Annotated in this window: 18 protein-coding genes; 2 read left to right on the top strand and 16 right to left on the bottom strand. The window is 67.5% G+C overall.

All coding sequences use genetic code 11. The annotated features are described in order from the left end of the window. Nucleotides 1–108: 108 nt before the first annotated feature. Nucleotides 109–1293 (top strand): OmpA family protein, encoded by a 1185-nt coding sequence (locus tag ACYVDK_RS02020; protein WP_460517172.1) that lies wholly within the window; start codon nt 109–111, stop codon nt 1291–1293. Nucleotides 1294–1390: 97 nt separating this feature from the next. On the opposite strand, the gene ACYVDK_RS02015 is transcribed toward ACYVDK_RS02020, so the two are convergent. The 12 genes from ACYVDK_RS02015 to ACYVDK_RS01960 form a co-directional block, all read right to left on the bottom strand. Continuing rightward, nucleotides 1391–1921, bottom strand: coding sequence for a DinB family protein (locus tag ACYVDK_RS02015; protein WP_460517169.1), 531 nt, complete (start codon nt 1919–1921; stop codon nt 1391–1393). A gap of 110 nt (nt 1922–2031) precedes the next feature. Next, entirely contained in the window at nt 2032–3390 is a 1359-nt protein-coding gene (locus tag ACYVDK_RS02010; protein WP_460517166.1) for a serine hydrolase domain-containing protein, read from the bottom strand. A 413-nt stretch (nt 3391–3803) separates the two neighbouring features. Beyond that, on the bottom strand, nt 3804–5120 hold the full coding sequence (locus ACYVDK_RS02005; protein WP_460517163.1) for an ATP-dependent DNA helicase: 1317 nt from the start codon (nt 5118–5120) through the stop codon (nt 3804–3806). After that, complete coding sequence (locus ACYVDK_RS02000; protein ID WP_460517160.1) at nt 5117–7150, bottom strand: cytochrome c oxidase assembly protein; 2034 nt, start codon at nt 7148–7150, stop codon at nt 5117–5119. Before ACYVDK_RS02000 ends, ACYVDK_RS02005 begins: the two co-directional genes overlap by 4 nt. Before the next feature lie 506 nt (nt 7151–7656). Further along, nucleotides 7657–7944 carry an HU family DNA-binding protein gene (locus ACYVDK_RS01995; RefSeq protein ID WP_146321257.1) on the bottom strand — a complete coding sequence of 96 codons (288 nt, stop codon included), beginning with the start codon at nt 7942–7944 and terminating at the stop codon, nt 7657–7659. Nucleotides 7945–8510: 566 nt separating this feature from the next. Continuing rightward, nucleotides 8511–8816, bottom strand: coding sequence for an uS14 family ribosomal protein (rpsN, locus tag ACYVDK_RS01990; protein WP_460517157.1), 306 nt, complete (start codon nt 8814–8816; stop codon nt 8511–8513). A 3-nt stretch (nt 8817–8819) separates the two neighbouring features. Beyond that, nucleotides 8820–8987, bottom strand: coding sequence for a 50S ribosomal protein L33 (gene rpmG, locus ACYVDK_RS01985; RefSeq protein WP_146321261.1), 168 nt, complete (start codon nt 8985–8987; stop codon nt 8820–8822). Continuing rightward, a complete protein-coding gene (gene rpmB, locus ACYVDK_RS01980) occupies nt 8987–9223 on the bottom strand; it encodes a large ribosomal subunit protein bL28 (RefSeq protein WP_460517153.1) in 237 nt (78 codons plus the stop codon). Before rpmB ends, rpmG begins: the two co-directional genes overlap by 1 nt. A 536-nt stretch (nt 9224–9759) precedes the next feature. Further along, nucleotides 9760–10158, bottom strand: coding sequence for a Fur family transcriptional regulator (locus ACYVDK_RS01975; protein ID WP_460517150.1), 399 nt, complete (start codon nt 10156–10158; stop codon nt 9760–9762). Between the two features lie 34 nt (nt 10159–10192). Beyond that, on the bottom strand, nt 10193–11113 hold the full coding sequence (locus ACYVDK_RS01970; protein ID WP_460517147.1) for a metal ABC transporter permease: 921 nt from the start codon (nt 11111–11113) through the stop codon (nt 10193–10195). Beyond that, nucleotides 11110–11991: a metal ABC transporter ATP-binding protein gene (locus ACYVDK_RS01965; RefSeq protein ID WP_460517375.1), complete on the bottom strand. Its 882-nt coding sequence runs from the start codon at nt 11989–11991 to the stop codon at nt 11110–11112. The genes ACYVDK_RS01970 and ACYVDK_RS01965 overlap by 4 nt, the downstream gene beginning before the upstream one ends. Nucleotides 11992–12068: 77 nt before the next feature. Beyond that, on the bottom strand, nt 12069–13067 hold the full coding sequence (locus ACYVDK_RS01960) for a metal ABC transporter solute-binding protein, Zn/Mn family (RefSeq protein ID WP_460517144.1): 999 nt from the start codon (nt 13065–13067) through the stop codon (nt 12069–12071). A gap of 298 nt (nt 13068–13365) precedes the next feature. Here ACYVDK_RS01960 and ACYVDK_RS01955 point away from each other — a divergent pair, with 298 nt between their 5' ends. Then, nucleotides 13366–14316, top strand: a complete 951-nt coding sequence (locus ACYVDK_RS01955) for a 5'-3' exonuclease (RefSeq protein ID WP_460517141.1) — start codon at nt 13366–13368, stop codon at nt 14314–14316. A 133-nt stretch (nt 14317–14449) separates the two neighbouring features. Here ACYVDK_RS01955 and ACYVDK_RS01950 read toward each other — a convergent pair whose 3' ends face one another. From ACYVDK_RS01950 to ACYVDK_RS01935, 4 genes are read right to left on the bottom strand one after another with little or no spacing between them, the layout of a single operon-like run. Beyond that, complete coding sequence (locus tag ACYVDK_RS01950) at nt 14450–16648, bottom strand: ABC transporter ATP-binding protein (RefSeq protein ID WP_460517138.1); 2199 nt, start codon at nt 16646–16648, stop codon at nt 14450–14452. 28 nt (nt 16649–16676) lie between these two features. After that, nucleotides 16677–17609, bottom strand: a complete 933-nt coding sequence (locus tag ACYVDK_RS01945; protein ID WP_460517136.1) for an ABC transporter permease — start codon at nt 17607–17609, stop codon at nt 16677–16679. Further along, nucleotides 17606–18550: an ABC transporter permease gene (locus ACYVDK_RS01940; protein ID WP_460517133.1), complete on the bottom strand. Its 945-nt coding sequence runs from the start codon at nt 18548–18550 to the stop codon at nt 17606–17608. Before ACYVDK_RS01940 ends, ACYVDK_RS01945 begins: the two co-directional genes overlap by 4 nt. Before the next feature lie 50 nt (nt 18551–18600). Beyond that, the gene (locus ACYVDK_RS01935; RefSeq protein ID WP_460517131.1) at nt 18601–20400 is read right to left on the bottom strand and encodes an ABC transporter substrate-binding protein; all 1800 of its coding nucleotides are present in this window, start codon (nt 20398–20400) and stop codon (nt 18601–18603) included. Nucleotides 20401–20570 lie beyond the last annotated feature (170 nt).

The following is a 20570-nucleotide window of genomic DNA, read 5'->3' as shown; positions in this document are numbered from 1 at the left end:
GGTTTCGACAAGCTCAACCAGCGGGGACGCTCAACCAGCGGCGACGCTCAACCAGCGGGACGCTCAACCAGCAGCACACCCCACCAGCAGCACACGAGAGGACACCACGTGAGACACCCGCTCCGCCTCATCGCCCCCGCCGTCGCGGCATGCCTCGTCGCCGTCTCGCTCGCGGCCTGCTCGTCTGCAGCGGCGTCGACGGGACCGTGCAGTCAGGCGAACAAGCGGAATCTCGGCGTCGTCGCAGGCAGCACCGCGAACGAGCCGGCGACGCAACTGCCGGCATCCGCTACGCAGCAGTTGCGGGCAGCGGGGGAGAGCAACGGCAGCGTCACGATCGTGGTGCCATCGGGCAAGCCGGAGGCGCGAGGGACGACGCTGCTCGGCTCGACCGCGAACGATGACATCGTCTGCAAGAGCGATCAGCGTAACAGGCTCGCGCAGGTGACGAGCTACCTCCAGTCGCTGAAGGCATCCAGCCCGGAGGTCGACTTTCTCGACGCCATCGACCAGGCGGCGCGGGGTCTCGGCGCGAACTCGATGGGCGTGCTCGTGATCGGGAACGGGCTGCAGACCGTCGACCCGCTGAACTTCGCCGTACAGGGCCTGCTCACCGCCGACGCGCAGCAGGTGGTCGCCGACCTCAAGTCGAAGGGTGAGCTGCCGACCGATCTGAAGGGCGTCACCGTCTACTGGTCCGGCCTTGGCGACGTGGCGGGCGCCCAGCAGCCGCTCACCATCACGGCGCGCAGCAACCTTCAGGCGATCTGGGCGGCGATCATCAAGGCATCGGGCGGCACGCTCTCCGTGCTGCCCGAGCCGGCATCTGGATCGGCGGCGCCAGGTCTCCCCAGCGTCACCGCGGTGCCCGTTCCGTCCACCGCCACGAAGACGGACTGGTCGCAGCCCATCGTGGTGCGCGACAGCGACCTGCTCTTCGTGAAGAACACCGCCACGTTCTCCAACCCGTCCGCGGCGCAGAAGGTGCTCGGCGGTCTCGTTCCGTCGATCGAGCAGAACGGCCACGTCGTCACCATCACAGGCACGGCCTCGAAGGACCAGGCGACGACCAATACGGCCGATCTGACCCTGTCGAAACAGCGAGCGGATGCCGTCAAGCGGGCACTCGTGACGCTCGGCGTGCCAGCATCGCTGCTGGCGACGGCCGGGGTGGGCCATTCGTGGTGCGGGTTCAAGCCCGAGACGGATGCCACGGGCGCGTATTCCGACGCGCTCGCCGAGCAGAACCGCACGGTCATCCTGACCTCCGCCGGCGTGCCGCTCTGCGGTTGAGCGTGTCCACACGACCGATCGCCGAGACGGCGATCAGCGCTGACGTCGCGGCGGAGGCCAGCGCCGGCATCAGCTCTCAGCTCTCAGCTCTCAGCTCTCAGCTCTCAGCTCCAGCGCGCACGTCCCAGAGGTGGTGCACCGGGTCGTGGATGAAGTACCTGGCCAGCGACTCGACGGTGAAGACGCTCCCGTCGCTGCGCCGGCCGCTTCGGTCGAGAGCGGCGTCGGGAACCGCCTCCCAGGCATCCGCGATCTCGTCAGCGGCCTCGCGGAGTTCGGCGGCGACGACGACGGGATCCTGCCCCCCGTACGCCTCCGCAACCGCGGTGGCATCCTGGTCCCAGTTCTCGAACGTGGGATCGTCCTCCGTCAGCAAGAGGTGCAGCCGGCGCGCCATCACACCGTAGACATCACGCACGTGCGCCGCGTACTCCAGCGGCGACCACGTGTTCTCGTCGGGACGCACGCGGACGTCGACGCGCTCGAGCACGGGCATCCACCGCGCGGCGTTCTCCCTCGTCAGTCGCGGAATGTCGCGGAAGGGCACGGTGCCGGCGTCGAGTCCGCACTCCGGGCAGCGACGCTCGAGCACCCAGGTCCAGCTCTTCGTCTCGGGGATGATCGGCATGGTTCGAGGTTATCGGCGATCGAGGGTCGCCAACGGCCGCTCGCAGGCCCGGGTGCATTGAGCCGGTGAGCGATGATCGGCACGGCAGCGGGGCAGCACGGGCACGCGCGTCAGTTCGCGGGCAGCGGCTGATACACCGCGGGGGCGGGGGAGGTCTGGGACGCCGGAGCAGGTGCCGGAGGCGACCCGGCCGGCCGGCACACCGCGAGCTGATCGAGTGCGGCCTTGGCGTCGCTCGTCTTCCACGGCAACGAGATCGTCGGTGCTTTGCGACCTTCCGCCGGCTTGAACGCGGCGGCGATGGCGCTCAGCTCCATGGCCAGAGACTGCGCGTACGCGGCACCGGACGTCGAGTTGTTCAACATGACGACGACGGTGAGCCCGGACCGGGGGTCGCTGAGCATCGCGGTGATGAATCCTGGCACTGCGCCGTCGTGCCCCCGCATCGGGCCGAGCTGGATGCCGCCCATTCCGTAGCGCTGCCAGCCCGCGACGTTCGCGCCCAGCGGCACGGTCTTCCACGCGACCTTCTTGGCGTCGCCCTGGAGCAGTGATGCCGTCGCGAACGATTGCGCGAACGTCTTCAGATCTCCGAGGGTGGAGACGACGCCCTTCGCGGTCCAGGTGGCACTGGGCGCGAGGCCGGTGTCGTCCATCACGGTGCCGCACTGCGGTGCGCCGGTCACGCCATCCAGTGACGTGGCGTATCCGTGAAGCCCTGATCCCTGAAGGCTCGACGAACTCGGCAGGCTCGACGACGACATGCCGAGCGGGTTGAATACCTCGTCGCGGTAGAGGGTCGCCCAGTCTTTGCCGGTCGCGGCCTGCAACGCCATGCCGAGCAGGATGAAACCGGCGTTCGAGTACGACCAGAGCTGCCCAGGTGTGCCGGCGCGCGGCTCGCCCATGCCACTGGAGACGAGCTCCAGCGGCACGTAGCTGCGCAGGGGGTTGTCCACGAACTGCGGCGCGAGGGCGGCGGAGTAGTCGCCGAGGCCCGAGGTGTTCTGGCACAGCTGCCCCAGCCGCAGGTCGTCGACGCCGACCAACCGTGGCAGGTACTTCGACACCGGATCGTCGAGCGACACCTCGCCCTTCTGCACGAGTGACAGCAGCACCGTGCAGGTCATCGGTTTGGTCACGGAGCCGACGCGCCAGGCCATGTCGGGCGTCACGGGATCCTTGCCCTTCGCGGTCGTCGTGCCCAGGCCCGCGGTGAAGCTTCCAGCCCATGGCGCCCACACGCCCACGATCGCGCCGGATGCCCCCGCCGGCTTCATGGCATCGGTCACCGCGGTCTTCAGCGCACTCGCCTCGTCGGACGGCAGTGTGACGGATGCCTGCGACGGCACCGGCGCGGACGCCCCGTGGCTGGTGCACCCGGCCAGCGCGAGCGACCCGGTCAGCACTGCCGCCACCCCCGCAGCGAGCAGCGCGAACCGCCCGTTGCGCCCCTCACGCCGTGACATAGCTCCCCCTCAGGTCCCCCCGGGCCCCGGACGTGTCGTAAGACCGCCCTGTCTTCCAGCCTATGTCGACACGTGTCGGTTACGTGCAGCGAGCGGTAACGAGACGACAACGGGTGGGCGGAAATCATCCGATGGGATGAGCTGTGGTCGGACCACACGGATCGAGCGCCTGTCCTCGGCTGCTGATAGCCGCGGCGTCGTCACGCCGGCGCGCCGGGTCGGGTTCGGCGTCCGCTCGCCGCGTCGGCGTCGGCGTCGGGCTCGCCGCATTGACTTCCGCCGGCCGCGTCCGCGTTGGCGTCGGTGTCGGCATTGCGGCGTCGGCATTGCGGCGTCCGTAGTGGCTTCCGCCGGCCGCGTTGGCGCCGGTGTCTCGGCGTCGGCGTTGCGACGTTGGCCCACCGGGCCTCCGCTCAGCTCCGGTCCGCGCGCATGAACCTGTCGACGTCAGGGTCGACCATGATGTCGCTCGGCCGGAGCGGACGGGTCAGATAGAGCCCCTCGAGCGAGGTGAGACGACTCAGGGCCACGTAGGTCTGACCCGGGCTGAACGCCCGCGCACCGAGGTCGACGATGGCGCTGTCGTAGGTCTTGCCCTGCGACTTGTGGATGGTGACCGCCCACGCGAGCCGCAGCGGGAACTGCGTGAACTCGGCGGCGACATCCTTCGTGAGCTTCTTCGTGAGCGGGTTGTAGGTGTACTTGAACCGTTCCCACACCGCCGGTTCCACCTCGTGCACCTCACCGTCGACGTCGACCCACACGTTGGTGTCGATGCGCACCACGGTACCGATGGTGCCGTTCACCCAGCGCGGACCGTCGCCGCCCTGGCCCGTTCCGAAGCCCTGGCCGGTGTCGTTGCGCAGGAACATCACCTGTGCGCCGACCTTCAGCTCCAGCGTCTCGTCTGCCGGAAAGTTGCGCTGCCCGAAGTCGCCCGATATCTCCGCCTTGGCCGTCAGCGCTCGGCCCGACAGCTTCCGCAGGGCGGTGGCGTTGATGCGGTTGACCGTGTCGTTCCGGGTGGCGAGCGTGATCGTCCCGTCTTCCGGTTGTGAACGCGCGCCCATCGCGTTGAGCCGGTCCGCGATCTCTTTCGTGACGCGCCCGTGGCGAACGGCGTTGAGCATGAGCTTGAAGTCGAGCTCGTGCTGGCGGTGGATCTCGCTCAGTTCGAACCGGCGAAGGGATGCCTCCTCCCACACCTTCGCGTCGAAGAACCACATCGACCGGTAGTGGTCGGCGAAGTACGCGCGCTCTTCGGCATCTCCGGGAACCGGAGCGAGCTGATAGGGGTCGCCGAACAGCACGATCTGCACGCCGCCGAAGGCCTCCGATCTACGCTGGCGAGCCTGGCGGAGGGCTCGGTCGATGGCATCCATCAGGTCGGCGTTGACCATCGAGATCTCGTCGATCACAAGCGTGTCGATGCTGTTCAGCATTCTGACCAGTTCGCGCGGCTGGTCCAGCTCATTGTCGGCGATGACGCCGATCGGCAGTCGCATCAGGGAGTGGATCGTCTGCCCGCCGACGTTCAGCGCCGCGACCCCGGTGGGTGCGCTGATGACCAGCTGCTTCTCGGTGTTCCATGCCAGATGGTTCAGCAGGGTGGACTTGCCCGTTCCGGCGCGGCCCGTGACGAACACGTGGTCGCGGGTGTGCTCGATCGCATCGAATACCGCAGCCTGTTCGCTCGTCAGACTGACGGCATCCGATGTCACCGTACTCACCGCTGGGGCTCCTTCGCGGCATCGGCTTGCGCCCCGTCGTCGTGGCGCAGATCGGCGCCGACCCGTGGATCGGGACCGTCGGATGCCATGCGCTGCAGCATCGCGTTGTAGGCGACGAGGTCGGCGTCGCCGCTGCGATCCGCCTGCCGGTCGCGGCGTTTCGTCTCCTTGGCGTCGCTTCGGCTCCACTGGATCGCCACCGTGATCGCGAGGGCGACTGTGGGGATCTCGCCGATGCTCCAGGCGATGCCGCCTGCCAGCTGCTGGTCGGCCAGCGGTGACACACCCCACGTGCGCCCCATGGCGCCGTACCAGTCGGCCAGGAACAGCCCGTCGGTGGTCATGATCGAAAGGCCGAAGAAGGCATGGAACGCCATGGTGGCCAGCAGCAGAACGAGGCGCATCGGATAGGAGAAGCGGTAGGGCACGGGGTCGATGCCGATCAGCGACTGCACGAAAAGGTAGCCGGTGATCAGGAAGTGGATGATCATCCACTCGTGTCCGATGTGATCGGTCGTCGCCCAGCTGAACAGCGGCGAGTAGTAGAAGACCCAGAGCGATCCGGAGAAGAGCACTGCCGCGGTGATCGGATGCGTGAGGAACGCTGCTATCTTCGAGTGCACGACCAGCAGCACCCACTCTCGTCCGCCGCGCGACCCGTCTGTGCGTTTCTTGATCGCGCGCAGAGCGAGCGTCACGGGCGCGCCGGGAACGAGCAGAACGGGCACGGCCATGGTCAGCAGCATGTGCGCCAGCATGTGGCTGGAGAAGAGGTACTTCTCATAGACGTTGATGCCGCCGTTGGTCACCCAGAGCAGCGCCAGAATGCCGGCGATCCACGCGATCGTGCGCCCGATGGGCCATTTGTCGCCGCGGCGATGCAACCGAACGACGCCTGCGAGGTAGAAGAAGATCGCGAAGCCGCATCCGATGAGCCAGAGCGGATCGATGTTCACGCCGAACAGGTAGCGGGCGAGCGTGACCGGCGCAGGCAGCGGCTCGCCGGTGAGCACCTCCGCCGGAGTCGGCTGTGAGACCGGCACCTGTGCGACCGGAGTGGCGGTGCGGGCGAGTGCGGCAGCGACGCCGGAGGCGATGCCCATGAACGCGAGTTCTGCGGTGACGATCCACCAGAACGGACCACGGCTGCCGACCCGCCTCAGCCGGTCGATCATGTAGCGGCGCCAGAACATGCCGAACAGGCCGAGTACAGCGAGCGCGAAGACTTTGACCAGCACGAGCACGCCGTAGGCGGTGAGCAGATTCTGCAGCGTGCCGATGCGCAGATCGGCGTTGATGATGCCCGAGAAGGCGACGGCGACGAAACAGATGATGGCCAGCGTCGAGAATCGCTCGAGCACCGTGACGAGCCGGTCCTTGTCGAGCGTCTTGCGGATCAGCACGATCGTGACCAGGCCGCCGATCCAGATCGCCGCGAACACGAGATGCAGCCCGAGAGACGTGACGGCCTGATCGTGGCCGGCGGTCCCGGCCGCGTGTCCGCTCAGAGCCATCGGGATGAGCGTGCACAGAGCCACGATCGTCACGAACGCGATGGCCGTGTGATTGCGCACCGCGAAGCAGAGCACCGTGGTGGTCGCGGCGATCAGCGTGATCGCCAGCCACACCTGCCCGATCGCGATCTGCGTGGCGAATTGGCCGATGCCGTCGCTGAACTGCTGATCGAACGCGAGCGACGATCCCGTCACGTCGAGGTAGGTGAGCATGCCGGTTATGGCGCTGACGACCGTCATGATCGCCGCGGAGCCGGCCGCGACATCCAGAGCCCTGTCATACTCGGGCTTTCCGGGGCTGAGCGCGAAGCATGCCATGAACAGCGCACCGATCATCGCGGCGGCGCTCAGGTTCACGAAGAGGTTCGCGATCGGCAGACCCCACCGCACGACAGTGCCAGGGTCGAGCAGCGCCGGAGCGGATGCCGCACCGCCGTACGCGAGCGCCACGAGGATGGCCGCCAGTGCCGCCACGACGAGTGCGACGGGGCCCGCGACGCGCTGCGCTCTTCTCACCCGACAAGCGTAGGCGCTGCAACCTTGAGGGCGGGCGAGACCGGATGCCTGTGTGCACTCGCCTTCGTCACCCGCGCTGTGGAGGAAGGGAACGGTGACGCCCGCTCGGCGTTTCGCACCCACCGAGGTCGGGCGTGGGCCCGCCGGGGTCCACGCGGCCCGGCGACGCGTCTCGGCCCCGCAATTCACGTTGGGGCCTCGCCGCATTTCGGGCCCGGCGACCACTTCAGCCAGTCCGAAGGGTCAACGCGCACGCTGCCGAAACGACCAACGAGCACGCATTCGCCCAACGAGCACGCTTTCGACGAACCACCACGCATTGCACGTCAACAGCGTGCTTGCTGACGAGCCGCGTGCTCCCTCGTCAGCAGCGTGCTTGCTCGCCGGCCGCGCTCCCTCGTCAACTGCGTGCTCCCTCGCCGGCCGCGTGAAGGCCCGGCTCTCGACGTCGAGACACGAGAAGGGGATGCCGGCGAACCGGCATCCCCTTCTCGTGTGCGGAAAGGCTACTTGACGGAAGCCTTGAGCTTGCTGCCCGCAGTCAGCTTGACGCGGTGGCCGGCCGGGATCTTGATCTCGGCACCGGTCTGCGGGTTGCGGCCCGTACGCGCGGCCGTCGACGTACGCTCTGCGGCGAGCCAGCCCGGGATGGTGACCTTGCCCCCGCCTGCGACGGTCTCGGCGATGGTCGCGAAGAAAGCGTCGACCACAGCCCCCACGGCGGCCTGGCTCTGACCGGTCGACGCGGCGACCGCCGCCACGAGTTCGGTCTTGTTCAGCGACTTGTCAGCCATTGAGTGTCCTCCTCGGACGTTCTGCTGCTGAGCAGCGTTTGTAGTGAAGTTCGCGGCCATGAGCCGCATGGAGTGATTCGGGGCAAGATGCTTGCCGAACCGCCCTCAAGGTACCAAGAAACCGCGGAATTCCGCGGATCTTCGGGGTTTCTGATCGATTTGGCGGCGTTCATGTCGTGCGAGAGCGCCGGAGGCCGCAGTTATGCACAGCCTTGGCGGAGTTATGCACAGGGAACTCGACCTCGCTCGCTCTTCGGGCAACCCCGGCTGCGCAGCGCAACCCCGGCCCTCGAACGACCGGCACGAAAGCAGGATGGATCGCGCTCTCACGCTGAAAACACCCTGTTCCGGCCTGTTCTCAGTCAATCGTCCTGTTTTGGGATCGAGGCGCGCATGCGAAGGGGCGCTGCCCCGATGCGCGGCGCACACCCAAAGGACGCCACGCCGATGCACGGGACAGACGCGAAAGGACGCCATCCCTGAGGTGGCGTGCACGCAAAGGGGCGCCGTCCCGAAGGACGGCGCCCCTTTGACGCGTCACCGGATGAACCGGTGGATGCCTGCGACTACCAGGACGACTTCGTGATGCCCGGGAGTTCTCCGCGGTGAGCCATGTCGCGGAAGCGAACACGGGAGATGCCGAACTTGGTCAGCACGCCACGCGGACGTCCGTCGACGGCGTCACGGCTGCGCAAGCGCACCGGCGAAGCGTTGCGGGGAAGCTTCTGCAGGCCGACGCGGGCGGCCTCGCGCTCCTCGTCGCTCGAGTTCGGGTTGACGAGGGCCTTCTTCAGTTCGACCCGCTTCGCCGCGTAACGGTCGACGACCACCTTGCGCTGCTTGTTGCGCGCGATCTTGCTCTTCTTAGCCATGCTCTACCGCTCCTCGCGGAATTCGACGTGCTTGCGCACAATGGGGTCGTACTTCTTGAGCACGAGGCGGTCGGGGTCGTTGCGGCGGTTCTTCTTGGTCACGTAGGTGTAACCGGTGCCGGCCGTCGAACGAAGCTTGATGATCGGGCGGATGTCCTGCTGCTTGGCCATCAGATCTTCTCCCCACGGGCGAGGATCTCGCCCACCACAGCGTCGATGCCGCGGGCATCGATCACCTTGATGCCGCGGGCAGAGACATTCAGCGTGACCTTACGGCGCAGCGAGGGCACGTAGTAGGTGCGCCTCTGGATGTTCGGGTCGAAACGGCGCTTCGAGCGCTTGTGCGAGAACGAGATGGTGTGCCCGAAACCGGGCACAGCTCCCGTCACCTGGCAGACAGCTGCCATGATTTCCTCCATCAGTACCGAAGGGCGGATGCCCTTCCCAAGATCTCTTGTCGGCGCGCTGGAACAGCAAGCGAAGGTCATTTCTGGTCTTTGCCGCGACGCCAGCGCCGACGGCCATCTCGGCCGTCGGTCACGCCCCGTGGTTGGGACGTGTGCGAACTGCGCAGAGGAGCCCGCGCAGACGAAGAGCAAGTCTACGCGACACGCCGCGTGCACCCAAATCGGTGTCGGGCGCGTGGGTCACCAACAGGACATCTGCCCGAAAGCATGCCAGAACGGCATGTTCTCGGCGTGAGAGCGCGGACAGTCATGTTGACGGGATTGCTGGCGGTGGCGACGGGATTGCTGGGGGCGACGACGGGATTGCTGGCGGTGGCGACGGGATTGCTGGGGGCGACGACGGGATTGCTGGCGGTGGCAGAAGGTCAGCGCCAGCTGCAGGCGAGCGTGGGCCACAGCCGTGCGTCAGCGAGCGACGGCTGCCGGCGAGCGTGGGCCGCAGCCGCGCGCCAGCGAGCGTGGGCCTCAGACGCGCGTCAGCGCGCGTCGGAGGATGCCGAGCACGTGTCGCACAGGCCGAACACGTCGACGACGTGTCGGGCATCCGTGAAGCCGTGCTCGGAGGCGACGCGTTGCGCCCACTGCTCGACGTCGTCTGCGGCGATCTCGACGGTGAGGCCGCAGCGGCGACAGATCAGGTGGTGGTGATGACCGGTCGTCGAGCAGGCCCGGTAGAGCGCCTCGCCGTCGGGAGACTGCAGCGAATCCGACTCCCCCTCCGCCGCCAGGTCTGCCAGCGCGCGGTAGACCGTCGCGAGTCCGATGGACGACCCGTGCTCGCGCAGCTCGGTGTGCAGGCTCTGCGCGCTCACGAAACCCTCGTTGGAGGCGAGCGCCTCACGCACCGCCTCGCGCTGCCACGTGTTGCGTTTCACGCTCCAACCTCCGCACACGACCGACGGCCGAGCTTCATGACGAAACCTCCAGAACAGGGGCGCGATCGGCGGCGGCCACGGGCATCCGTCTGCCGCTGACGCCCCTGCGCTTGCGCACCCAGGCGATCCCGCGGCACACCAGGTAGATGAGGAACGAGATCGTGGTGACGTAGGGGCTGATGGGCACGGATCCGCCGAGCGCGAGCATGATTCCGCCCACCATCGACACGACGCCGAACACGACGCTGAGCAGCGGGACGATCAGAGGCGACGACGATACCTTGAGCGCGGCGGCGGCGGGTGTGACCAGGATCGAGAGCACCAGCAGCGCACCGACGATCTGTACGGAGACTGCCACGGCGAGACCGAGCAGCAGCATGAAGACGATCGAGAGCGTGCGGGTCGGCACGCCGCGAGCTGCGGCCACGTCGGCGTCGAGGCTCGCGAACGTGAGCGGGCGCCACACCACAGCGAGCCCTGCGAGAACGACGACCGAGATGACCAGAAGCGCGCCGATCTGCGGGGTGTCGATCGCGACGATCTGCCCGGTGAGCAGGCCGAACTTGTTCGCCGAGCGCCCGGGATAGAGCGCCAGGCACAGGATGCCCAGCCCCAGCCCGAAGGGCATCAGCACGGCGGTGATGGAGTTGCGTTCGCGCGCCCGCGATCCGAGCACCCCGATCAGGAGCGCGGCGATCAGCGATCCGACGAGGGACCCCTGCACCACCCCGACTCCGAACAGGAGCCCCGCGGATGCCCCGGCGAACGACAGCTCGCTGATGCCGTGCACCGCGAACGCCATGTCGCGCGACATCACGAAGACCCCGATCAGCCCGCCGACAAGCCCCAGCATGGCCCCCGCCAGGATCGAGTTGTGCAGCAGCACGACCAACTGCCCGTAGTCGGTGAAGTTGAAGATCTGGCTCCACCAGGCGGCGGCATCCGCGTGCATCATCGCCCCACCTCCTCGTACAGGTCGTGCTCGCGAACGTCGTGGTCGCGCTCGTCGTGATGCGGATCGTGATGCTCGTCGTGGTGCGCGTGAGATCCGTCGGGGTGTGCGCCGGGGGCATCCGATGTGCCGACCACGACGATGCGGCCGCGGGTGCGGATGACGTCGACCGGCGAGTCGTACAGCTCGCTGAGCACCTCGCTGCGCAGCACCTCATCGGGCGTTCCGATACGGAACTTTCCGCCCGCGAGATACAGCACGCGGTCGACGAGGTCGAGCACCGGGTTCACGTCGTGCGTGACGAACAGCACGCCCAGTTGCCGCTCCCGCCGGTGCCGGTCGATGAGCTCGCTCACGGCACGTTGGTGCGCTATGTCGAGCGAGAGCAGGGGCTCGTCGCAGAGCAGCATCCGCGGATCTCCGGCGAGCGCCTGCCCCACGCGCAACCTCTGCTGCTCGCCGCCGGAGAGCGTCGCGATCGGCACTCTCGCATACGCGGCGGCACCGACGGCATCCAGAAGCCCGTCGATGCGCTCGCGTCGACCCCTCGACGGCCACGGAACGCCCCAGCGGTGCCCGTCCACGCCGAGCCCGATCAGGTCGCGGGCGCGCAGAGGGGTGCCCTCGTCGGCCATCCGCTGCTGCGGGATGTATCCGATTCGCCGGTTGCCGCGAGTGACCGGCTCACCGAGGAACTCGATCGAACCCGACACGAGTCTCTGCTGGCCGAGGATGACCTTGAGCAGGCTCGTCTTGCCCGATCCGTTCGCGCCGAGCACGGCGATGAACTCCCCGGCGTGCACGTCGAGGTCGAGGCCCGACCACAGCGTGCGCTCGGCGAATCCGAGCGTCGCGTCGCGGAGGCTGAGGACCGTCTCCATGGATGCCGATCGCGCCACCGCAGGCTCGTCGCCGATTGCAGAGCGGGCCGAGAGAGCCGAAGTGCGGTCGGGAGTGCTCATGATCCCGCCTTTCCGAGAGCGGCGCCGATCGCGTCGAGGTTGGCGCGCATCCAGGTGAGGTACGTCTTGCCGGCGGGCAGCGTCTCCGCCACCGGAACGACCGGGATGTCGTTCGCCTTCGCCGCATCGACCACCTTCTGCGTCTGCGCTCCGGTCGTCTGGTCGTTGTACGCCAGGAGGGCGACGGAGCGCGAGGAGAAGAGCGCGAGGGTCTGCTGCAGTACGGATGGCGCGACATCCGTGTCGTTCTCGATCGCCTCGCTGAACTTCTCCGGCGTCTTGTTCACGAGCCCGATCGCGTTCAGCATGTAGAGGGGCACCGGCTCGGTGATCGTGACCCCCTTGCCGGCGTACCGCTGCTTCAGCTGCGACTCGGTGGCCTGCAGACTCGCGATCGATGCCTCGAACTTCTTCTCGTTCGCCTGGAACGTCTGCCTGTCGGCCGGCCGAGCCTTCGAGTACTGCGCTGCGAGGCGCTGCGCCACCTTGTCGACGGTGGGGAAGTCGTACCAGAGGTGCTCGTTGAACTCGCCGTCGGATGGATGCTGGTCGTAGCCGGAGAGATCCGCCGCGTTCAACACGACCGGCTTCGTGTGCAGCGCAGCGAGCATCTCGCCGGCGAAGTCGTCGTATCCGCCGCCGTTGACGATCACGATCTCGGCCTTCGACAGGGCGAGCTGGTTCTGACCGGTCGCCTGGTACTCGTGCGGATCCTTCTTCGGGTCGTCGATGATCGATGTGACATCGACCCTGTCTCCGCCGATCTGCTTGGCGACATCGCCCCACACGTCGGTGGAGGCGACGACGTCGATGCGGCCCGTTGCGGCACGCGCCGGGGGGTCGAATGCCGTGGCGGAGCATCCGGTCAGGGTCAGTGTCGTCAGTGCGGCGACGGCGAGCGCGGTCGCCGCGAGCACTGTCGACCGGTTGCGTCGGGTTGCGTGGCTCCCGCTGCGGTGCAAGGTGCGGGAGCGGATGAAGGCAGGGCGCTTCATGAAGGTGGGATACCTGTCCAAGTCGCGGTTCTCGTGAGACGTGGACGGATGCCCGTCCCGTCGAGCGGTCGACGTCGCGACTGGCGACAACCGCTTATTGATAATGATACTCAAAAGCAGCAAGCCGCGCACGCCGCCCCGATTCCTTCCCTCGGCTCCCTCCTCGGCTCCCTCCTCGGCTCCGCCGCGAGTTCCGCCCCGAGGCTCCCGCCGCCGGTTCCGCCCCCAGGTTCCGGCGTGCGGACGGCGGACGGCGGACGGCAGACGGCCGACTGCGGACGGTGACAGGATCGAGTGCATGACCGGCCGCCTCATGCTGCTCGACACCGCCTCGTTGTACTACCGCGCGTTCTACGGCGTGCCGGAGAGAGTGACGTCGCCCGACGGGATGCCGGTCAACGGCATCCGCGGACTGCTCGACATCGTCGCCAAGCTCGTCACGGAGTTCGGGCCGACCGCACTCGTTGCGTGCTGGGATGACGACTGGCGCCCGCGCTGGCGCGTCGACCTCATTCCGTCGTACAAGGCGCACCGCGTGGCCGAGCTCGTGCCGGGCGGGGTCGACGTGGAAGATACCCCGGCGGGACTCGTGCCGCAGGTGCCGGTCATCCGCGAGCTGCTGGGCAAGCTGGGCATCGCCGTGGTCGGCGCCGAACAGGCCGAGGCCGACGACGTGATCGGGTGCCTGGCCCGCCGTGCCGCACAGGTCGCGCCGGGGCGACCTGTCGATGTGGTGACGGGCGATCGCGACCTCTTCCAGCTGGTGGACGACGCGGGCGGCGTGCGCGTCATCTACACCGCGCGTGGCATGAGCAGGCTCGAGCTGGTGACGGATGCGGTCGTCGAGGCCAAGTACGGCATCTCGCCGCGGCAGTATGCGGCATTCGCGGCGATGCGCGGCGACCCGTCAGACGGGCTGCCCGGCGTCGCCGGGATCGGCGAGAAGTCCGCCGCCGGGCTGTTGCGCGAGTTCGGCGATCTGGACGGCATCCTGAAGGCGGCGAACGATCCGGCCACGCCGCTCGGTGCCGGCGTGCGGGCGAAGCTGACGGCATCCGCGGAGTACCTCGACCGGGCGGTGCCCGCGATCGCGGTCGGCGAGCGGGTGGAACTGCCCGAGGTGGACGGCACGTTGCGGACTCCGGATGCCGCGCAGCTCGCATCCGTGCGCGCCCTCGGCGAGCGTTACGGCCTGGGCGGCGCGCTCGACCGCGCGCTCAAGGCGTTGGACGCGGCCGCGCGACGATGACGCCGAGACTACGAGTCCGGCGACGAGACTACGGACAATGACCGTAGTCTTGACGCCGCAGCCGTAGTGTCGACGCCGCAGCCGTAGTCTCGGCGCCGCGGCCATAGTCTCGGCGCGATGAGCACCACCCGCGTCACGCGGCGTGAGCCGCGGACGCACCACCCGCGCGCGCCGTGCCGGTAGCGCGCACCTCGCCCAGCACCGACGCGTTCACTGCAGCGGCCGCCGTGTTCGGCGACAGCGGAAAGTGGCACGCCACCATGTGCGGCACCGTGCCTGCTGGAGCCGGTGTCGGTTCCAGCGAGCTGCCGCCGCCGACCCTCAACAGGGGTTCGACCTGAGCGCAGATCTCCTGCGCCATCGGGCAGCGGGTGCGGAACCGGCATCCGCTCGGCGGGTCTATGGCCGACGGGATCTCGCCGCGCACCCCGAGCTCCGCCTTCGCCTTCTCCACGACGGGGTCGGCGATCGGGATGGTGTCGATCAGCCCGCGCGTGTAGTGGTGCTGCGGCATCGAGTACACCTCCGCGGCCGGCCCGACCTCGACCAGCTTGCCGAGGTACATGACGGCGATCACGTCGGAGAGGTAGCGCACGACGGAGAGGTCGTGGCTGATGAAGAGATAGGTGAGACTGCGCTCCACCTGGAGTTCTTTCATGAGGTTCAGAACCTGCGCCTGGATCGACACGTCGAGCGCCGAGACCGGCTCGTCTGCGACGATCAGCCCCGGCTCGAGCGCCAACGCCCGCGCGAGGCCGATGCGTTGCCGCTGGCCCCCGGAGAACTCGTGCGGGTAGCGCTCGCCGGCGCGTGCAGACAGACCGACGTCGGCGAGCAGTTCGTCCACGCGGCGGTCACGATCCCGCGACGTGCCGACGTGCTGTATCTCCAGCGGCTCACGCAGAATCGAGCGCACGCGCATCCGCGGATCCAGCGACGCATACGAGTCCTGGAACATGAACTGCACGTTGCGCCGCGCCTCCTGCCGGTCGCGCCCCCGGCGCCGGTCCAGACGTCGTCCGCGGAACAGGATCTCGCCGCCGGTCGGTGTCTCCAGGCCCACGATGAGCCGACCGAGCGTCGTCTTGCCGCAGCCGGACTCGCCCACGAGTCCGACCGTGTGGCCACGGGGGATGACGAAGCCGACATCCGCAACGGCGCTGACAGCGCCCACCTTTCTGCGCAGCACGGCACCGGCGGTGACCGGAAAGTCCTTCACGAGACCCTTCACCTGCAGCAGAGGCACCCCGTCGTCGGGAATGAAGCGTGTCGGCGCGACCCAGGTGCGGGCATCCGTGTCGACCGGGCGCACCTCTGCCGCATGCCTTGCCATGAGTTCGTCGGGGGACGGGAGCGGCTCGGTGCGCGGCACGAAGCACGCATACTGCTGCATGCCGTCGTCGTGCCTGATGCGGTCGAACTGGGGCACCTTGGTGCGGCACTGGTCGGTGGCGAAGCGGCAGCGCGGGGCGAAACGGCAGGCCGGCGGCGGGTCGACGAGGTCGGGCGGCAGGCCCGGGATCGAGTAAAGGCGGGCATCGGCTCCCGCGGCACGCTCCGGCAGCGACTCGAACAGCGCCTCTGTGTAGCGGTGTCTCGGTTCGCGGAACAGCGTGCGCGTTCCAGCGGCCTCGGCGACCTTGCCCGCGTACATCACGACCACACGGTCGGCACGCCCGGCGATCACGCCGAGGTCGTGGGTGACCAGTATCACCGCCATCCCGAACTCGCTGCGCAGCCCGTCGATGAGTTCGAGGATCTGCTTCTGCACGGTGACGTCGAGCGCGGTGGTCGGCTCGTCCGCGATCAGCAGCTTCGGGCGGCAGATCAGCGCCATCGCGATCATCACCCGCTGCCGCTGGCCGCCGGAGAGCTGGTGCGGGTAGCTCTTCATCCTGCGTTCCGGGTTCGGGATGCCCACCTGCCGAAGCATCTCCAGCACCGGCTCCCGCGCCTCGTGGCGCGACATGCCGCGATGCAGCAACAACGGCTCGGCCACCTGGTCGCCGATCGTCTGCACGGGATTGAGGCTCGTCATCGGATCTTGGAAGATCATGCCGATGTCGCCGCCGCGGATCTCCCGCATCGTCGACTCCGACGCGCGGACGAGGTCGGCACCGTCGAACATCACGCTCCCGCCGACGATGCGGCCGCCAGGCGGCAGCAGGCGCTCGATCGACATCGCAGTCATGGTCTTGCCGCAGCCGGACTCGCCGACCAGCCCGACCGTCTGCCCCGCGTCGACGCTGAACGTCACGTCGTCGAGGGCGTGCACGACGGATTTGCTGAGCCGGATGTCCGTGCTCAGCCCCGTGATCTCCAGCAACGCCATGGCTACCCTCCCCTCGATTCCGTGCGCATCAACGCCGCTGCAGCCGAACCTCGACCGAGTCCCGGAGCCCGTCGCCGACGAGGTTCACGGCGACCACCACCAGGATGATCGCGATGCCGGGCGGGTAGATCAGCCACCAGTAGTTCAGAAAGACGAACTGCGTGCCCTTGCTGAGCATCCCGCCCCAGTCGGTGGCCGGCGGCGAGATCCCCAGTCCGAGAAAGCCGAGGTAGGCGACGAGCAGGATGGCGTCGGCCACCTGGAACGTGGCGTTCACGATGACCGTGCCGACCACGTTCGGCATGATGTGCCTGGTCACCGATCGCCAGCTCGAGCCGCCCATCACGCGCACCGCCTGCACGTACTCCCGCACCCGCAGCGTCAGCGACTCCCCGCGCACGAGCCGGGCAGGAACGAGCCAGGCGGTGAGCCCGATCACGATGATCATCACGGGCAGCGAAGGCGTCACGATCGTGACCAGGAACAACAGCAGGAACAAGATCGGGATGGCCAGCACGGCATCGACGATGCGCATCATGACGGCATCGACGGCGCCGCCGAAGAACCCGGCGACGGCACCCCAGATCGTGCCGACTATGGTCGCGACCGCAGCCGCCGCGAACCCGACGATCAGCGAGACCTGGCCACCTACCATCAGCCGGCCGAGCACGTCGTAGCCGGAGCTGTCGGTGCCCAGCGGATGCCCGGGCCCTGGCGGCAGGTTGGCGTTCAGCAGGTGCACGGTCGCCTGGTCCGTCGGGTAGACCAGCGGCCCGACGAAGCAGAACAGCACGGCGAGCGCCACGACGACGATTCCCGCGACGGCGAGGCGGTTCTGCACGAACACCTCGAAGCCGAGGCGGAACATGCTCTTCGGCTTGGTCGAGGTGATCGCGCCGAGCATCGGCTCCGCGGGAGGCGTGGGGCCGACGTCGGTCTCCAGTGCGAGCGGTCGGGTCATAGTTTCACTCTCGGATCCACGACCAGCAGCAACAGGTCGGCGATGAGGTTGCCGATCACCGTCGCGAACGCCGTGACGATGACGACTCCCAGTTCCACCGGATAGTCGGACTGCTGCGCGGCGTTCCAGAACAGCAGCCCCATACCGGGGAAGTTGAAGATGGACTCCGTGATCAGCGCGCCTGCGAACAGCGCGGGCAGTGACAGCCCGAGCAGCGTGATGATCGGGATGAGCGCGTTGCGCAGCACGTGACCCCAGAGCACCCGGGTTCCCGAAGCTCCCTTCGCGCGCGCCGTGCGAACGTAGTCCTGGTTGATGTTGTCGAGCACGGATGACCGCATGTAGCGGGAGAACCCCGCTATGCCCAGCAGCGCGAGCGTGACGATGGGCAGCACCATCGCGTCGAACTGCTGGAAGATCGGCACCACCCCGTCGGACTGCGGCGCCTCGGGCGGGAACCATCCGAGTGTCGACGAGAACACCTCGATCATGATCAACCCGAGGAAGAACGTCGGAGCCGCGTAGAACACGAACGACGCCCCGGTGAGCACGTAGTCGAGGAACCTGTTGCGGCGGACCGCCTGGTAGATGCCGATCGGCACGGCGACGAGCACGGTGAGCGCGAGAGCGAACGCGGCGAGGATGATCGTCTTCGGCAACCGCTCGGCCAGGAGCGACCCGACCGACTGGTTCAGCTTGTACGAGAAGCCGAAGTCACCGGTCAGCCATCCGCCCAGGGTGGTGAAGTACTGCACCACGAGCGGCTGATTCAGACCGTTCTGCTCGTTGAACAGTGAGATCTGCGCCGGGGTCGCGCGCGGCCCCAGGATCGCGCGCGCGGCCCCGCCCGGCAGGGAGTGCAACAGGATGAACACGATGACGGTCACCACGAAGACCACGAGCACGGCCTGAGCGAGACGCCGGAGGGTGTATCCGATCATGATCGTTCACCCGCCTCCCGCTAGGCCGTCCCCCTCCTTCGCGGCCCGGATCAGTAGTGCCACGTCTCCGGCTTGATGGCCCCGTACGGGTTGTTCTGGAATCCCTTCAGCCCACCGGCCACCTCGACGAGCGAGTAGGTGTAGTTGGGCTGGTAGATGACCGGAACGTTCTTCGCCATGAAGTCCTCGTACGCGTGCAGCACGGCGTCTCCGCTCTGCACGTTCGTGGCCTCGATGAGGTTGTCGAGTGTGGAGTTGGAGTAGCTGCCCGAGTTCGAGCCGGCACCCGTGGCGAACAGCAGTTCGCCGGTCGGGTAGTAGTCGGGCGCGTAGGTCCAGCCGCCGCCCCAGTTGCCCATGTCCCAGGTGCAAGTCGCTCCGGAGCACGGCACCGCGGTCGCGGTGACCGAGTTGAACGGCTCGGCCTTGAGGTTCAGCGTGATGCCGACCTGGGCCGCGTTCGACTTCAGCGACGCCATGGCCGTATCGATCGTCGCCTGGCCACTCGCGTACGGCAGGTTGAACGTCAGCGCCTCGCCGGCGGGGATGCCCTCGCCGCAGTCGCCCTTGGCGGTACCCGGCTTCTCACAGGTGGTCTGGCCGTTCTTGACGACCTTCCATCCGTTGTCGCTGAGGTACTTCGTGGCGTTCGCGATGCTGAACGGGTACGGGTTCGACTTCTCCGAGGAGGAGATCAGCGAACTCGACGGGAACAACGGCACGGGACCGTAGGTCGGAAGGCCGTAGCCCTTCGCCGCGGACTTCAGGATGCCCTGCTGGTCGACCACCGACTGCAGCGCCTGACGGAAGTAGAGCTGTTTGAAGATCGGCCCCACCGTCGGGTTGTTGTAGTTGATCGGGAAGTAGTTGAACGAGTACAGGAACCACGGCTGGAGGTTGTAGTTCTTGCTCAGCGGGTTCGGGCCGCCCACGTCCGGCGCGGTGCTGGCCGGTTTGACCTGGCTGATGTCCTGCGTCGGGATGTAGCCGACATCGAGGGTGCTCCCGGCACGCAGCACGCTGAACTCTGACGAGTCCTGGGTGAAGGGAACCATCTTGAATTCCTTCACCTGCGCCTTGACCGGGCCGGAGTACTTCGCGTTCGGCACGAAGGTGACGTGCCCGTCGGAGTTGAAGCTGGAGAGCTTCCACGGACCGTCCACGACCGACCAGACCGGACTGCTGGCGTACGTCGGCAGGTCCTTGCTCTGTGCGTTCAGGTACGTGTAGACGGCGGCGCATCCGCTCTCATTCGTGGAGCAGTCGCCCTTCGCCGTGGCGCTGGTCATGTCCCAGGCCTCCGGCATCGGCGTGATCTGACTGAGCTGGTTCATCAGGAACCACTCCTGGCTGTACGCCTTGTCGGTGGTGAGCACGACCGTCGAGCTGTCCGGTGCGGTCGCCGACACGATGTTGTCGGGGAACTGTCCCGGGTTGTACCCTGCGTAGTTCGCCTTCTCCGCCTTGTCCATGTTGATCCAGAACAGCACGTTCTGAGCCGTCACGCTCTCGCCGTTCGACCACTTGTACGGGTTCAGCTTGATCGTGATGGTCTTGCCGCCGTTGCTGTATTCCGGCTTCTTGGCCAGGCTCAGCGAGTAGTCGACGCCGGTCTTGCCGTTGTCGCCGTACCAGTACAGCGTGCGATACATCATCAGCTGCATCTCGGAGTTGGTCACGGAGAAGTCCGCGATCGGTGAGAACGGCCAGATCCAGTTCGGCACGGTCGCGGGCGGCAGCGCCCACGAGATCGTGTTCGCCGTCTTGCCCGGCGCGTTCCCGCTCGCCGACGCCGACTTCGGCGACGAACTGGACGAGCATCCGACCAGGATCATGGATGCAGCAGACAACAGAACCCCTGCGAACAGAAGTCGGCGCCGCGCGCCCGATTGTCGAAGATTCATTGCTATGGCCTCCCGCCAATGCGTGCGCTACCCGCGTCTTTGCGGTAGTTCGCGCAACTTCTCTTCTCCACAGTGCGGACGCGATCGTGGGAATCGGCTGCAAGGCAGGTTGCATT

The sequence above is a fragment of the Humibacter antri genome (assembly GCF_054777235.1).
Note: the sequence above shows the minus strand (reverse complement) of the source record. Positions and strands in the feature narration are given on the sequence as shown.

Bases quoted from the DNA above. Each gene is read 5' to 3' on its own strand.
- ACYVDK_RS02015 (WP_460517169.1), bottom strand. From the start codon at position 1,921: ATGCCGATCATCCCCGAGACGAAGAGCTGGACCTGGGTGCTCGAGCGT.
- ACYVDK_RS02010 (WP_460517166.1), bottom strand. From the start codon at position 3,390: ATGTCACGGCGTGAGGGGCGCAACGGGCGGTTCGCGCTGCTCGCTGCG.
- ACYVDK_RS01995 (WP_146321257.1), bottom strand. From the start codon at position 7,944: ATGGCTGACAAGTCGCTGAACAAGACCGAACTCGTGGCGGCGGTCGCC.
- rpsN (WP_460517157.1), bottom strand. From the start codon at position 8,816: ATGGCTAAGAAGAGCAAGATCGCGCGCAACAAGCAGCGCAAGGTGGTC.
- rpmG (WP_146321261.1), bottom strand. From the start codon at position 8,987: ATGGCCAAGCAGCAGGACATCCGCCCGATCATCAAGCTTCGTTCGACG.
- rpmB (WP_460517153.1), bottom strand. From the start codon at position 9,223: ATGGCAGCTGTCTGCCAGGTGACGGGAGCTGTGCCCGGTTTCGGGCAC.
- ACYVDK_RS01970 (WP_460517147.1), bottom strand. From the start codon at position 11,113: ATGATGCACGCGGATGCCGCCGCCTGGTGGAGCCAGATCTTCAACTTC.
- ACYVDK_RS01965 (WP_460517375.1), bottom strand. From the start codon at position 11,991: ATGGAGACGGTCCTCAGCCTCCGCGACGCGACGCTCGGATTCGCCGAG.
- ACYVDK_RS01960 (WP_460517144.1), bottom strand. From the start codon at position 13,067: ATGAAGCGCCCTGCCTTCATCCGCTCCCGCACCTTGCACCGCAGCGGG.
- ACYVDK_RS01955 (WP_460517141.1), top strand. From the start codon at position 13,366: ATGACCGGCCGCCTCATGCTGCTCGACACCGCCTCGTTGTACTACCGC.
- ACYVDK_RS01950 (WP_460517138.1), bottom strand. From the start codon at position 16,648: ATGGCGTTGCTGGAGATCACGGGGCTGAGCACGGACATCCGGCTCAGC.
- ACYVDK_RS01945 (WP_460517136.1), bottom strand. From the start codon at position 17,609: ATGACCCGACCGCTCGCACTGGAGACCGACGTCGGCCCCACGCCTCCC.
- ACYVDK_RS01940 (WP_460517133.1), bottom strand. From the start codon at position 18,550: ATGATCGGATACACCCTCCGGCGTCTCGCTCAGGCCGTGCTCGTGGTC.